The organism is Pseudomonas sp. P20, assembly GCF_016463925.1.
In the GTDB taxonomy this organism is placed as follows: domain Bacteria; phylum Pseudomonadota; class Gammaproteobacteria; order Pseudomonadales; family Pseudomonadaceae; genus Pseudomonas; species Pseudomonas aeruginosa.
The window spans coordinates 125,196-139,023 of the sequence record NZ_JAEMVM010000007.1 but is presented as its reverse complement, the minus strand read 5'-3'; the positions used below and the strand labels follow the sequence as shown (position 1 = coordinate 139,023).

At 63.6% G+C, this 13,828-nt stretch carries 14 protein-coding genes and 1 tRNA gene; 5 read left to right on the top strand and 10 right to left on the bottom strand.

Translation table 11 applies throughout. The features are described 5' to 3' along the window. Window positions 1–2: 2 nt before the first annotated feature. The 4 genes from JHD77_RS08105 (at window position 3) to JHD77_RS08090 (ending at window position 4,369) form a co-directional block, all read left to right on the top strand. Window positions 3–1,481, top strand: a complete 1,479-nt coding sequence (locus JHD77_RS08105) for an efflux transporter outer membrane subunit (RefSeq protein WP_031755732.1) — start codon at window positions 3–5, stop codon at window positions 1,479–1,481. 14 nt (window positions 1,482–1,495) lie between these two features. Then, window positions 1,496–2,680 (top strand): HlyD family secretion protein, encoded by a 1,185-nt coding sequence (locus tag JHD77_RS08100; RefSeq protein WP_003105511.1) that lies wholly within the window; start codon window positions 1,496–1,498, stop codon window positions 2,678–2,680. Window positions 2,681–2,690: 10 nt separating this feature from the next. Then, window positions 2,691–4,220: a DHA2 family efflux MFS transporter permease subunit gene (locus JHD77_RS08095; RefSeq protein WP_003096173.1), complete on the top strand. Its 1,530-nt coding sequence runs from the start codon at window positions 2,691–2,693 to the stop codon at window positions 4,218–4,220. Between the two features lie 73 nt (window positions 4,221–4,293). Further along, window positions 4,294–4,369, top strand: a tRNA-Thr gene (locus tag JHD77_RS08090). A gap of 849 nt (window positions 4,370–5,218) precedes the next feature. On the opposite strand, the gene JHD77_RS08085 is transcribed toward JHD77_RS08090, so the two are convergent. Continuing rightward, on the bottom strand, window positions 5,219–5,971 hold the full coding sequence (locus JHD77_RS08085; protein WP_033956354.1) for a hypothetical protein: 753 nt from the start codon (window positions 5,969–5,971) through the stop codon (window positions 5,219–5,221). A gap of 22 nt (window positions 5,972–5,993) precedes the next feature. Further along, on the bottom strand, window positions 5,994–7,019 hold the full coding sequence (locus tag JHD77_RS08080) for a phage major capsid protein, P2 family (RefSeq protein WP_015649797.1): 1,026 nt from the start codon (window positions 7,017–7,019) through the stop codon (window positions 5,994–5,996). Between the two features lie 254 nt (window positions 7,020–7,273). Here JHD77_RS08080 and JHD77_RS08075 point away from each other — a divergent pair, with 254 nt between their 5' ends. Beyond that, complete coding sequence (locus tag JHD77_RS08075) at window positions 7,274–7,546, top strand: ogr/Delta-like zinc finger family protein (RefSeq protein WP_015649798.1); 273 nt, start codon at window positions 7,274–7,276, stop codon at window positions 7,544–7,546. A gap of 827 nt (window positions 7,547–8,373) precedes the next feature. Here the strand turns inward: JHD77_RS08075 and JHD77_RS08070 are convergent. The 8 genes from JHD77_RS08070 to JHD77_RS08035 all read right to left on the bottom strand — a co-directional run bounded on the left by JHD77_RS08070 (window position 8,374) and on the right by JHD77_RS08035 (window position 13,515). Then, window positions 8,374–8,667: a hypothetical protein gene (locus JHD77_RS08070; RefSeq protein ID WP_033956367.1), complete on the bottom strand. Its 294-nt coding sequence runs from the start codon at window positions 8,665–8,667 to the stop codon at window positions 8,374–8,376. Window positions 8,668–8,758: 91 nt separating this feature from the next. Beyond that, on the bottom strand, window positions 8,759–10,546 hold the full coding sequence (locus JHD77_RS08065; protein ID WP_033956370.1) for a DUF927 domain-containing protein: 1,788 nt from the start codon (window positions 10,544–10,546) through the stop codon (window positions 8,759–8,761). Next, window positions 10,543–11,553, bottom strand: coding sequence for a toprim domain-containing protein (locus tag JHD77_RS08060; protein WP_033936497.1), 1,011 nt, complete (start codon window positions 11,551–11,553; stop codon window positions 10,543–10,545). The genes JHD77_RS08065 and JHD77_RS08060 overlap by 4 nt, the downstream gene beginning before the upstream one ends. Further along, entirely contained in the window at window positions 11,550–12,116 is a 567-nt protein-coding gene (locus JHD77_RS08055) for a hypothetical protein (protein WP_033936499.1), read from the bottom strand. The genes JHD77_RS08060 and JHD77_RS08055 overlap by 4 nt, the downstream gene beginning before the upstream one ends. Before the next feature lie 64 nt (window positions 12,117–12,180). Next, on the bottom strand, window positions 12,181–12,567 hold the full coding sequence (locus JHD77_RS32315) for a helix-turn-helix transcriptional regulator (RefSeq protein ID WP_033936500.1): 387 nt from the start codon (window positions 12,565–12,567) through the stop codon (window positions 12,181–12,183). After that, the gene (locus JHD77_RS08045; protein WP_033936501.1) at window positions 12,564–12,791 is read right to left on the bottom strand and encodes a hypothetical protein; all 228 of its coding nucleotides are present in this window, start codon (window positions 12,789–12,791) and stop codon (window positions 12,564–12,566) included. The genes JHD77_RS32315 and JHD77_RS08045 overlap by 4 nt, the downstream gene beginning before the upstream one ends. Continuing rightward, entirely contained in the window at window positions 12,788–12,988 is a 201-nt protein-coding gene (locus tag JHD77_RS08040; protein WP_033936503.1) for a hypothetical protein, read from the bottom strand. Before JHD77_RS08040 ends, JHD77_RS08045 begins: the two co-directional genes overlap by 4 nt. A 311-nt stretch (window positions 12,989–13,299) precedes the next feature. Continuing rightward, complete coding sequence (locus tag JHD77_RS08035) at window positions 13,300–13,515, bottom strand: helix-turn-helix transcriptional regulator (RefSeq protein WP_071534834.1); 216 nt, start codon at window positions 13,513–13,515, stop codon at window positions 13,300–13,302. Window positions 13,516–13,828: the final 313 nt, after the last annotated feature.

Below are 13,828 nucleotides of genomic sequence, written 5' to 3'. Positions count from 1 at the left end.
CCATGCCGTTCCCTCCTCTCCATCTCTGGCCGCAGCGATTGGCGCTGGCCTCGGCGATACTGCTGGCCGCCGGCTGCGTCACTTCCGAAGGCCTGGAACCGAACGCCCGCCTGCAACCGGCAGGCGCCCTCCAGGCGGGGAGGAGCCTGGAAGGCGTAGCCCTTTCGCCAGCGGCCTGGCCGCGCCAGGACTGGTGGACCGGGCTCGGCGACCGGCAGCTCGACCAACTGATCGGCGAAGCCCTGCAAGGCACCCCCGACCTGCAGATCGCCGAGGCGCGTGCGCGCCAGGCGGCGGCAACGGCCCAGGCGCAAGATGCCGCGCGCCAGCCGACGCTGGACGCCAAGGCCAGCTACTCCGGCATCCGCGCGCCGACCAGCGTGGCCCCGGCACCGCTCGGCGGCCGCTATTCGGCGATCAAGTACTTGTCGCTCGGCTTCAACTACGACTTCGACCTCTGGGGCGGCGAGCGCGCCGCCTGGGAAGCCGCCCTCGGCCAGGCCAATGCCGCGCGGATCGACAGCCAGGCCGCGCGCATCGGCCTCTCGGCAAGCATCGCCCGCGCCTACAGCGACCTCGCCCACGCCTTTACCGTGCGCGATCTCGCCGAGGAAGAACTGAAGCGCTCGCAGCGCATGACCGAGCTGAGCCAGAAGCGCATGAGCGCCGGGCTCGACAGCAAGGTCCAGCTGCAACAGACGCAGACCCAGCTGGCTACCGCCCGCCAGCAGCTCAGCGCCGCCGAGCAGGACATCGCCAGCGCCCGCATTGCTCTCGCCGTGCTGCTGGGCAAGGGGCCCGATCGCGGTCTCGAACTGCAGCGCCCGCAACCGCTGAACCCGGCCAGCCTGAGCCTGCCCTCGGTGCTCCCGGCGGAACTGCTCGGCCGCCGCGCCGACATCGTTGCCGCGCGCTGGCGGGTCGAGGCGGCGCGCCGCAACATCGACTCGGCGAAGACCGAGTTCTATCCCAACCTCAATCTCGGCGCGATGGCCGGCCTCGCCGCCCTGCACACCAGCGACGTGTTGCAGGCGCCGAGCCGCTTCTTCCAGGTGGCGCCGGCGATCTCCCTGCCGATCTTCGACGGTGGCCGCCGCCGCGCCAACCTGGCCGAACGCGACGCCGACTACGACCTGGCCGTCGGCCAGTACAACAAGACGCTGGTCCAGGCCCTCGGCGAGGTCAGCGACGACCTCGGCAAGTTGCGCTCGCTGGCGCAGCAGGTGGTCGACCAGCGCCAGGCCCGCGATATCGCCAGGTCCAACTTCGACCTGGCCATGCGTCGCTACGGCGAAGGCGTCGGCAGCTACCTCGACGCCCTCAGCGTGCAACAGCAACTGCTGGTCACCGAACGCCAGCTGGCCAGCCTGGAGAGCCAGCAGATCGATCTTTCCGTCCAGCTGGTCCAGGCCCTGGGCGGCGGTTTCCAACCCGATTCCCGCTCCGCTGCGCTCGCTACCGCGAAAGCGCCGGCAGAATGAACGAGGCACCCACCATGACTACCGCCAACAGCGAAACCCCCGCCGGCAACCCGAAGCGCAAGCGCTGGTTGCTGATCCTGCTCGCCGTGATCGTCCTCGCCACCCTGGCCAGCGTGGCCTGGGAGTTCTTCTACGGCCGCTGGCACGAGGACACCGACGACGCCTACATCAACGGCAACGTGGTACAGATCACCCCGCAGATCGTCGGCACCGTGGTCAGCATCGGCGCCGACGACGGCGACCTGGTGCGCAAGGGCCAGGAACTGGTCAGGTTCGATCCCAGCGACGCCGACATCGCCCTCCAACGCGCCGAGGCCAACCTGGCCCACACCGTACGCCAGGTGCGCGGGCTGTTCAGCAACGTCGACGGCTATCGCGCCGAGGTCGCCACCCGCAAGGTCGCGCTGGCCAAGGCCGAGGCCGACTACAAGCGGCGCAAGAACCTCGCCGACGACGGCGCCATTTCCCAGGAGGAACTGGCCCACGCCCGCGACGCCCTGGACAGCGCGAAAGCCTCGCTGACCAGCTCGGAACAGCAGTTGAACACCAATCGCGCGCTGGTCGACGACACCCAGATCACCTCCCATCCGGACGTCAAGGCCGCCGCCGCGCAACTGCGCCAGGCCTACCTGGACGACGCCCGCTCGACCATCGTCGCGCCGGTCACCGGCTACGTCGCCAAGCGCAGCGTACAGGTCGGCCAGCGCGTGCAACCGGGCACTGCGCTGATGGCCGTGGTCCCGCTGGACCAGATCTGGATCGACGCCAACTTCAAGGAAACCCAGCTCAAGCACATGCGTATCGGCCAGCCGGTGGAGATCCGCTCCGACCTCTACGGCAGCGACGTGCGCTACAGCGGCACCGTCGACAGCCTCGGCGTGGGAACCGGCAGCGCGTTCTCCCTGCTGCCGGCGCAGAACGCCACCGGCAACTGGATCAAGATCGTCCAGCGGGTGCCGGTGCGCATCCATATCGATCCGCAAGAATTGCAGAAGCATCCGCTGCGCATCGGCCTGTCGATGGACGTCAAGGTCGACCTGCACGACCAGAGCGGCCCGGCCCTGGCCCAGCAGCCACCGCGCGAAGCGCTGTTCTCCACCGATGTCTACCAGCAGCAACTGGCCTCGGCCGACAAGCTGATCGAACGCCTGATCGAAGCCAACCTCGCCGAAGACCACGGCAAGACCGCCCAGCGTTGAGCCCGCCAGCATGAGCGAAAGCAGCAGCTTCTCCCCGCCCAGCCTGGTGATGGCGACCATCGGCCTGTCCCTGGCGACTTTCATGCAGGTGCTCGACACCACCATCGCCAACGTCGCCCTGCCGACCATCTCCGGTAACCTCGGGGTGAGTTCGGAACAGGGCACCTGGGTGATCACCTCGTTCGCCGTGAGCAACGCCATCGCCCTGCCGCTGACCGGCTGGCTGGCCCGGCGGGTCGGCGAGGTGCGCCTGTTCATCGCCGCCGCGCTGCTGTTCGTACTCGCCTCGTTCCTCTGCGGCATCGCCCAGTCGATGCCTTCTCTGGTCGGCTTCCGCGCCTTGCAGGGCTTCGTCGCCGGGCCGCTGTATCCGATCACCCAGACCCTGCTGATCTCCATCTACCCACCGGCGAAGCGCGGCATGGCCCTGGCCCTGCTGGCGATGGTCACGGTGGTGGCGCCGATCGCCGGGCCGATCCTCGGCGGCTGGATCACCGACGACTACAGCTGGCCGTGGATCTTCTTCATCAACGTGCCGGTCGGCCTGTTCGCCGCCTTCGTCGTCTACCAGCAACTGAAGGCACGCCCGGTGGTGATCAAGAAGGCGCCGATGGACTACGTCGGCCTGATCGCCCTGGTGATCGGCGTCGGCGCCCTGCAGATCGTCCTCGACAAGGGCAACGACCTGGACTGGTTCGAGTCGAACTTCATCGTCGGCGGCGCGCTGATCGCGGCGATCGCCCTGGCCTTCTTCATCATCTGGGAATTCACCGACCGCCATCCGATCGTCAACCTGCGCCTGTTCGCCCACCGCAACTTCGCCGCCGGCACCCTGGCGCTGGTGCTGGGCTATGCCGCGTTCTTCGGCATCAACCTGCTGCTCCCGCAATGGCTACAGACCCAGATGGGCTACACCGCCACCTGGGCCGGGCTGGCCGCCGCGCCAATCGGCATCCTCCCGGTGTTCCTCTCGCCGCTGGTCGGCCGCTACGCCAACCATTTCGACCTGCGCATGCTCGCCGGCCTGTCGTTCCTGGCGATGGCCATCACCTGCTTCATGCGCGCCAACTTCACCACCGAGGTCGACTACCAGCACATCGCCATCGTGCAGTTGATCATGGGGCTCGGCGTGGCGTTCTTCTTCATGCCGATCCTGAGCATCCTGCTCTCCGACCTGCCCCCCGACCAGATCGCCGACGGCTCCGGCCTGGCCACCTTCCTGCGCACCCTCGGCGGCAGCTTCGCCGCCTCGCTGACCACCTGGATCTGGAACCGCCGCGCCACGCAACACCACGCCTACCTCAGCGAAAACATCAGCCTCTACGACCCGGCCACCCACGAAACCCTCGCCCAGCTCGGCGGCAACACCCAGGCGAACGCGGCGCTGCTCGACCGGATGGTGCAGAGCCAGGCCTACATGATGTCCACCATCGACTACTTCACCATGCTCGGCTGGCTGTTCCTCGCCCTGCTGGTGATCATCTGGCTGGCCCGCCCGCCGTTCGGCGCCAAGCCCGGCGCGGCCGCCTCCGGGCACTGAGGACGAACGGCATTCGGGCAGGAAAATCAGTGGTTTACTCCTGGCGGCGGCTGGCTATAATGTCGCCCTCTTCGCCGGTATAGCTCAGCTGGTAGAGCAACTGACTTGTAATCAGTAGGTCCCGGGTTCGACTCCTGGTGCCGGCACCAAGTAAATCAAGCACTTAGCGGAAATTGCTAGGTCAACGTAACCTGAAATGACCACCGATTGGTCAATGTCCAGGTCAACGTAGCGATAGACACCGATACCAACGCCTGTAGCGCACCGGAACAGCCCGGGGCGCAGGGTTGGCAATCGCTTCCCCTGCCCGCCCCACCAGCTCAGTACGCATCGCCCCAGCGGGGGCCTCTATTTTCCGTTATGCGTAACGGAAACTCCTCTGGCGCTGCTCCGGGCCTTCGGCAGGCTCCAGACGACTTGCCGTAGCTATGTCGCCGCCGCGCAAGGCTTGGAAATTTCCAAACGACTGCTGATCGGCCTGCTTCCTGTGTCCCGCTTGGCTTGCAGCCGTTTCCCATTGTTCACGCCTCGCGCTTTTTCACAGCGTCCGCGTATGGATGTGCGTTTAAAAAAATCCACCTCAGACCCTTGGTAGCCGTGGGCTGTAGCGGTTTTCAGTGGTGTCCGGCTGCGCCTTTGCGGCTGAAGTTTTCTTTCCAATTTCTTCAACTTTTTTCACAGAATGAAATTCTGCCTTCCTGTGTAAGGCTCAGTAACGGCGCGCCCTGGCGGTACGGTTTCACTACCACCGGGGTTCTCACGAAATTCTGAGACAGGGCGCGTCGGCGGGAGGGGGATAAGTGCGTTTTCGAGTCGAATTTTTTTCTGGCGGGTTTCTTTCCAGACCCAGCAACCGCCTAGATCGACGCGAGGCGAGGCGATCCGCTCAACGCCGAGGCCCGACCACTGCTGTTCGTTCGAAACGCGCCTATGGCCTTCTGCGGAGCGTAAAAAAGCCGCACAGGCGTGCGGCTTGGGCAAGTGGGGCGAAAGCGGCCTCAGCGTAGTGCGGTGCGCCCATTGAGCGGACTGGCGGACGCCTGCCGGAGCCGGTACAGCTCGCCCGGCGTCTCGGCCAGCAATTCGCCGCGCAGAGGCGATGGCAGGCTGGCGAGCATAGGCGAACCCATGCCGTTTTCCGTCCCCGCAAATAGCCGCTTCAGCTCATCGGCAAAGGCTTCCCAGATACCCTGGGCGATGAACGCCTGCCGCTCCCGCTGACCGCTGCAACGGGCCGCCAGTACGGGTTCCAGACTGTCCAGTTGGCTCAGGTAAATATCGCGACTCAGGGTGAAGGCTTGCAGCAGAGCGTCACGCAAGCCGTCTTGGCTCAGCACCTGGTCGAGCATCTCCCGCCAGTAGGCCGCATTGATCGCGCCTGGCTCCTTGTGCAGCTCTGCGCGTAACTCAGCCATTTCGAGCAGTACGGGCGCGGTCAGGCCGCTACGCGCCTCGATAGTCGCCCGGAGCGCCTGGGCCTGACGTTTGAGGGCCGCGCCGCGCTCGATCTCCGAGCTGATCTCGGTCTGATCCACTTGCGGCTGAATGGCCCGCTTGCGCCATGCCTGTTCGGTGGCCTCGGCCTGGGCCTCCAGCTTGGATGCCTCGGCGGCCAGGCGCGTGTCTTCCTGGGCGATATCGCTGAAGCGCTGCTGGGCGTCGGCGTAGGCGTGACGGTTCATCTCGAAGTGCGCCAGGCGCTCTTTCAGCGCGGGATTCAGCTCACCGCGGTCGATGGTCTTGAAGCTCATGGGGTGGTCTCCTGTTTCTGTCTCAGCGCACCAGTTCCAGCGACGATCCCTCCAGCGCGGCGAACTTGCCGAGCTGCTCGATCACGTAGCCTTCGTTACGCCCGTTGAAGTCCTCAGCGCGGGAGCGCTTGGGGTTCTCCAGCAGATGACGCCGCCAACTGCTGTCCTGGTAGTAGATCGACAAGTTGTCCAGGCTGGTAACGACGACGCCCATCACTGGGAAGAACGGCACCAGCAGCGAGGGCAGGCCGCCATAGGTCTCAGTGACCTTGACCTCTTCGATTCGCTCCTTCTCGGTCGGCTTCTGGCCCTGAGCGGCGTACAGCGTGCTCTTCTCCGCTGCCAGCAGGTCGGAACCGATGATCGCCACCAGGTCGCCTTCATCACGCATTACCGGGTCGATCATCTGCTTCACGTCATGCACCAGGGCATCCAGGTTGGCGTAGTCGCCGCCTGGGCCAAGGGTGATTTTCTTAGCCGGGTCTTCGGACTTGAGCACCTGCTCGGGGATCTGCTCGCGGGCGATCTGGAGCCAGCCCTTGTTCACGTCTTCGAGTTGGGGGTATTTCGCCGGGTCGGTCTGGACAGCGGCGTGTGTGCCCGACCAGCCGACCAGGATACGGTCCAGAGCAATGCGTTTCTGTACCGCCGTCAGGTAGCGGTCAACGAAGTCCGGGAACTTGGCCCAGGCGTCGATGGTGGCGAAGGACAGCGCCACGTCGGTTTCCGTGTGCGCGAGTTCGTAGGTGTTGTTCTTCAGGTCCAGCAGGTGGCGCGGCTCGCGGTCCCTGGCGTTGGTGTCGGTGCGGCTGGTCGCCGGGCCGGACAGGCCGAGCATCACTTTCTCGCCCTTGATCTCGCTGACCGGAATCACGTTGATGCGACCCAGGAAGTCCACGCGCTCGGTGATCTGGTCATTGAGTTCCTGGGCGTGGGTCGGTTGGACGGCGAAGGTCCGAGCCGCGTCGTCAACGTGGTACGCCTCGGCCACGGTGCGTTGCAGTTGGAAATACTGGGTCGAGGCCCGAGCGCTAAGGTATTTGCTCATCATGGGGTCCTTGGTTGGGGAGATGCTGCGTGTGGGTCTGCTAGACTTGCGCCCGGCTCCGCTTTCGATGGGTTTGTGGGGCCATCCAAGCCCTGAGTGCGTGCCGGATTCTCGTCCCGGCCCGTTACTCGGGGCTTTTTCGTTCAGGCCATTGCACAAGCGCTCGACGCCTCAAGCGAAAACACAATATGTGTACATGAATGTAGAATACGACACTACATGTTGTGTTTTATCGATTCTAGCAGGAGGTAGAAGTGCGAATCTATTGCCCCGAGTGCGACAGCAAGGCTCGGATAGCAACGCGTGAAGAGATTTCCCGGCAGTTCGTGAAGCTGTATTGCCAGTGCACTAACGGACATTGCGGCCAGCGGTTCGTCATGCAACTGACTTTCTCGCATGCCCTACTCGGGCCATCCAGCCCACTGGACAAGCTGCTGTTTGACCGGCTGCGCGAAATGCCGAGCAAGGAGCGCCGTACCTTGTTCGATCAGTTGGAAAGCGTGACTGTCGCGGACCGCAGCGCCTAAACACAACGGCAACAACAAAGCCCCGCCGGGAGACCGTGCGGGGCTTTGTTGTTTCAAGAGCCAAGAAGGGGAATGCCTGCCCTGCGGGCAGAGGACTCATGCCTTGCTTGCAGCGGGCCTACGGCCCTCGCGTCCGTGCCCGCCCGCCTCGTCGAACGTCTGCCGGTACCTCTTGAGCGAGCGGACAGCCTCTTTGCTCGCCAAGGGAGGGGGATGAATGGACGGCGTGTGCCAATACCCCAACCGCCGAGAAGGATCAAGGGCTGAAGTTTCTGTCAAGCACTTTTTCCTGTAACCCCGTATATGTGTGCCTAGTTTCGGAAAACCCAGGGAGCAAGGGACCAAATTACGCAGCCCTAGTGCCACGCGGCTTTCAGAGGACAAACCCGTTCCCAGAGGCGTTCCCGGCGCTTTTTCAAGGGGACAGGCAGAGGAAGAGGCTCACTCTATAAAACAGAGTTGTGTTCCCTTGTTCCCTCATATCCATATCTATAAGGGATTGCTACAGCCCGCTTGTTTGCTGGGCGTCCCCCTGTTCCCTCCGTTCCCTGACCAAGTACAGCATGAGAACATGCATTCCTCCTGCTATACGCCAGACTGCGCGCGTCCAGGTCGAGCCTTGCGGAAGGGCTCCAGGATCGGCGGCAAGAAAAAGCCCCAGCACGGGATTATGCCGGGGCTTCAGTTGAGGGAAGGGGTGGCCAGGTGCTGGACCGGAACCTGGTGCCTCGACTTGCTGCTAGCAGAATGCGAGATCCTGGAATCGTCCTGCAGGAATTTCTGCTAGCAGTTCTCGACCTGGTGCAGCAGCTCGAGGACGAAAAATGCTAGCGGTGACGATACCCAGGGCGGAGCGGATCATCTGAAATGAGCAGATCCTTCTGGCCGGCAATCTCTGCCAACTGGACGGCGGCCGCATGAGCATCAGCCAGCACGCCCTGGAAGACTCCCAGGGTCTCCCGCAGCAGCCGAATCTCTTCCTGCATTTCGTCAATGCGTTCACGCTGTTTAAGCATCAGCTCGATACCGGCGATGAACGCCTGACTGCCAGTACCCTTACCGGTTTCGATCTTGGCCTGGCGCACCAGGTACTCAGGAACATCACGAATGGTCAACAGCATTGCAGTTTTCCCCTGCTAGCAAATTTGAGCTTGGAAGACAGCACCAGGTCGGAAAGCGCTAGCGGCCTCATGCAACTGCCAGCGCCACACGCTATGCCTTGTCTGCGGTGCCATCCAGCTTGTCCGGATCGATCACGTAGAACCGCTTTCCAGGCAAGCGCCGATAGCTCTTGGTGAAACGCTTCTGGTGGGCCTCCACGTCCACCTTGGCGAGCGCTTCTACACTGACCAGGGCACGTACGATCCGATCACAGCCAAAACCAGGTGCCGCCTCGGTCAAGGCTGGGCGGTTGAACAGATACAAGCGCCTCCCTTCCTCAATCTCGTAGTAGCCCGCCCGATCCCGTATCAGTGCATTGTTGTAATCGGAATGGGCATCGGAGAACCGGCTGTCGCCGTGCAGGGCGATGAAGTCTCCGATGCTGCGCAGGATCTGCCGGTCTTCGACGTTGCCATCCCCCATCGTGGCAATCCACTCGCCGAAGAGTTGCCGACAGGCTTGCTGCGCCGTCCCGCCTGGCCAATCGAGCAGCTTGCGGGCAATAGCCTGCTCCCCGGCCAGCGCCATAAGCGCGAAGCGATCCGCCACCCGTCCCGCCTGGGAGCTTTCCACGGTGAAGGCGGACGACATTTCTCGGAAGGCATCCAGCAACACATCGGGATGCTTGTCAGTCAGCAGGCTTTCCACGAAGGCGGGGCCGAGGTGGCCGTAGTGCTGCATCACCGCATCACTCAGGCAGCGGTGAAACTGCTGGCCGCTCATACCGTGCACGTCGTCGAACGCCCTGAATGGGCGAGTACCGGCGTTCACGTCCACCAGGCGGAGTTCTGCGCCGGCATGAGCGCTGTTACCGCTGATGGCCGCATGCTCGGACAACGATCGTTCGCCACTGGAGAGCGCCAGGATGCGCCAGTCGAGGCGAGCCCGGCTTTCCCGCTCGCGGGTCATGGTGGAGCGGCCAGTACCGTTGGCGATCAAGTAGGCCATTTCCTGGACGCGCTTGGGGTCGGCACGCTTGATTTCGTCCAGGATCAGCACCGTGTCATTACGCGATGCAGCCTCGATCTCCACGCCACCCTTGGAAATGTCCCAGGACGCGGCGAATGTAGCCGGGTTCCCCCACACTGACGCCGCGATCAACTGCGCCAGAGACTTGCCGCTGGAAGAGTCGCCGACCAGGTGCACGCCGCCCCCGTTCACCCCCACCTTGGCGAGCAACGGCCCTGCCAGAGCCGCACAGACCGACAGGATCAATACCGGGTTGCCCTGGCAGTAGCTGCCCACTTCCTTGCGCCACGCCTTCAGGGTGCCTTTGCTGGTGAACAGGTTGACGCCACGACCTGAGCTTTGGAATCGCACGTCCCCGGCACCAATCACCCGGTCAGGAAGAACAAAAACCCCGGACTCATGCCACCCGGGTTTTGTCGTGGTGCGAATGATCCGCTCAGGGCGCTCATGCCCTCCCAGATAGGCCGCGATATGGCGGCGATGCTGATACTCAACCTCCAGCCCCATGAGCGACAACGTCTTGACCAGATCGTCGCCCTTCCCCATGAGCAGGTCCATGGGTGCGATCCACTCTATCGACTTGCCCAGGAACTCGAAGCGCAGTAGGCGACCGACGCCGCCGTTTTCACTGTTCAGCGTCAATGCATCGACATGCAGCGGCGCACAGATGCGGTGATCGAACGGCACCGGCTTTTCCTCCGGCCCGCTGAACTTGACGCCGTGAAGCCAAGTGCCCGCACGGAAGGTTTTTCCCTCCACACGGGTATCTTCGTCATATACGGCGAAACAGGGCCGCTCCAGCTTGTCGGGCTTGGGTGTTTTCGGTTCCCCGACCAACGCCAAGTCCGGCGATTTCTTACGGCTGCTCATGCCTTCCTCTCTTGCCACTGCCCGATGCGCCACAGGTGCAGGTCGTTAAAATCCGAAAGCTCGACCGGGACGCCCACCGGCCATTCGGGAAACACCACGAGCGCCCCGGCAGCGCTGGCCGCCTGAGTCGCAGCCATACGGCCCGGATTGCCGAAGACGGCCCGGTCATCATCGCCGGCAATCACCAGCTCGACGCGCTCGCCGAAACGCTCGCGCATCGCCATGGCTACCGGCTTAAGGTTCGCGGCGTTCATTGCGCAGACCACCGGGCACCCGGTATCAGCGTGAATCGTTGCCCCGGTGGCCCACCCTTCGCACACGTACAAACGGCAATCCGGCGTAACCTTGCCCAGCGGCGAATAGCAGCCCTGCACCCGCCCGCCGGAGAGGTAGCGTTTGCTGCCGTCCGGGTCGATGAATTGCAGGTTGAATAGCGCCCGATCCCGCACCACCGGCACCATCAGGCGGCCCTGACCCAGTTGCCGCAGTCCATAGCCCTGGACGGCCTTTCGCTGGAGGTAGGCGTGCAGCGGCTCCGGTCGTCTGCCCAGCCGCCAAAGCTGACTGGCCTGCCGGCAAGCCTCCTGCTGCGTTTCCTGCTGGCTCAGTTCCTCGCGCAGCATGAACTCCTGCCGCCGTTGCTCGGCCTCTCGGCGGCGCTGTTCGATCTGCTGGGCATCGAGCGCCCCCAGGCGGAATAGCCCCAGGCGCAGGCGTTCGTCGATCTCGCGAGCAGCATCCATTTGCCCGCATCGGCGCAAATAGGCCAGCAGCGACACCAGGTCGCCGCCGTGGGCGCTGCTGTCGGCGAAGTCATGCCAGCGCCCGGTATCGAGCGAAACGCCGAAGGAACCGGCGTGGCGGTCCCCCCGAACAGGGTTTCGAGCCACCCATTCGCGCTTCTGCCGCTTGCCTTCGGGCAACCACTCAGGCACCAACATTTCAGCCGCGGCCAATGCCTCAGTCGCCGCGTGGCGAATCAGTTCGACAGGCGATAGCCGACTCATCGGGCCACCTCCTGGTCCGGCCTGGCCGGGACAAACTGGTGGTTACTGTCGAGGGTGTAGAAGGTGTCCGCCAGCAAACCATCCTCGCCGATATAGCCGACCGCCGTGCGGTAGCGCTTGCTCGGACTGTCCCAGTAGGTGAGGCGCAGTTCGCCGAACTCACCCGCTGCGACCGCCCCCTGAAAACCGGCACTGGCAATGCCCCGGAAACCGGCCCGAGCACTGCCGCCATCGCACGCGGACGCCATACCGCAGTCACCGGCAATCGCCTTGCCGAACTCGCCGACCATAGCGGTGCCGAAGTCCCCCGCCCGCGCCGTACCACGATCACCGGCTAGGGCGAATCCGCTTTCGCCCACCATGGCATGACCACGCTCACCGGCTACCGCTGTGCCGAAGTCGCCGACCTGGATGCACTGGCGGTCACCGACATGACGACAAGTGCGCTGCGGCGCGACGTAGCCGTCAGGGCTCGCGCTCTGGTCCTGGTGCGAAGTGTCGTTGGCTTTTTCCGGGCAAGCCGATCCCGTCAGCGCCGAACGGCGCTCTTGAATATTCTTCATCGCATAGATTCCCAAACGAATGGGGAAAGGCCGCAGGCAGTGCCTACAGCCCGCTATACGGCGCTTACGCCGACGTATCCTGTTCTGTGCCTGATGGTCGCGATCTGGAGAGGAAGGCGTCCACCAACTGCGGGTTCCAGCGCAGCATCCGGCCGATACCGGAAGCCGCAGGGAAGCCCGGCAACTTCGTCCAACGCCACAGGGTGGTCCGGCTGATCTGGTAGCGCTCGCACAACTCGTCGGCACTCAGCCCTTTGGACAGGAAGGTGTCAACTTGACCCGCATCCCAACGCAGCACGCGCCCCATGCGAACGGGCGCTGGAAAGTCTGGAGACTTCGCCCAGCGCCAAAGCGTGGTGCGGCTGACCTGGTACTTGGCACAGATTTGCAACGCGCTGAGCCACTCGGGCAGGACCGGGGCCGGGGTGGCTTTACGGCGTGGTACGGTCATTGCCCACCCCCTTGCTCCAGGGCGAACGCACGAAGCTCTGCGCGGCTGTCGAAATCGGCGTGATGCCAGCGCCAGGTGGACAAGTCGATGCGCCCCAAGGCCAGCAGCGTGTGCAACGCACCAAGCCCTTGGTCCCAGGCAACGTCCAAACCTTCGCGGCATTGCGCGGCTTCGATCCGCTGGCGGGCGTTATCGATCACTTGAGCTGGGGTCAGACTGGTCATTTGGCACCCCCGATCACTGCTTGGCGCTCACTGGCAGACACTACCGACACGGCATAGGCCATATCGACCAGGGCAAGCAGACGGGTCCGACTGGCGGACGTGCCGGTGACACGATTGACGATGACGGCCTCACCGAGGATGGCCAAGGCATGGGCATGCAGGGGAGAAGACGGACTGAGGGCGTGTAAACGCTCCATGGGCGTAGCTCCTATTGCGTGATGGGAGCCACCGCCTTTCGCTTCCACACGAATAGGGCGGCGGCTGTACGCAGGTGTGGAAGACCGGGGCAATAGGAACCCGGCAGACCCGAAGGTCTCCCGCGCACAGCCGCCATAACACGATACCGCAGACACAAAAAAAGCGCCTGCAATGGAGTTATGGGCGCTGCTGCGCCTACTGCTGGTCGGGCTTCCACACCCGGTCGCCGATTTTGCGACGACAGAGCGACGATAGACCCGATTGAAACGCTTTGCAACCCCATGCAATGGCCGAGATGCGAGGTTCATACTCAGACCTCGCGCTGAGTTAGAAACGCCTCAACGGCGGCGGCATCCCAGCGCACTGCACGTCCAAAGCGGACTGGAGCGGGAAAGCCCGGAGCCTTGCTCCAGCGCCACCAGGTGGTACGACTGACCTGATACAGGCGGCACAGTTGCTGGACAGTGGACCAGTTCCCAGGACAGGAAAACCCATTGGAGTGGGTCACGGCGACGGCATGCGTCATGGATCGATTTCTCCAACTACGAATGGAAAAACCGAGAAGGCGGACCGCATATACCGTGACAGATGGTCATTGCATCAGTGCCTGTCAGGCAATACAGTGCCGCTGCGGCAAATATGCCGCAAAGAAGCCCCTCTAAAAGCTTCGCCCCTCGGATGGTGTACTGGCTAGTTCCGGTATACAGAGGACGCGCCAACGTCCTTTTCCGATCAGCCCCGGTACGCCAATACCGGGGCTTTTTCTTTTCTGTATGCATTGGTTACATGGTGTCTTGCACGCCCGAAGCCCCTTGTTTCATAGGGTTTCAGTATGTGCG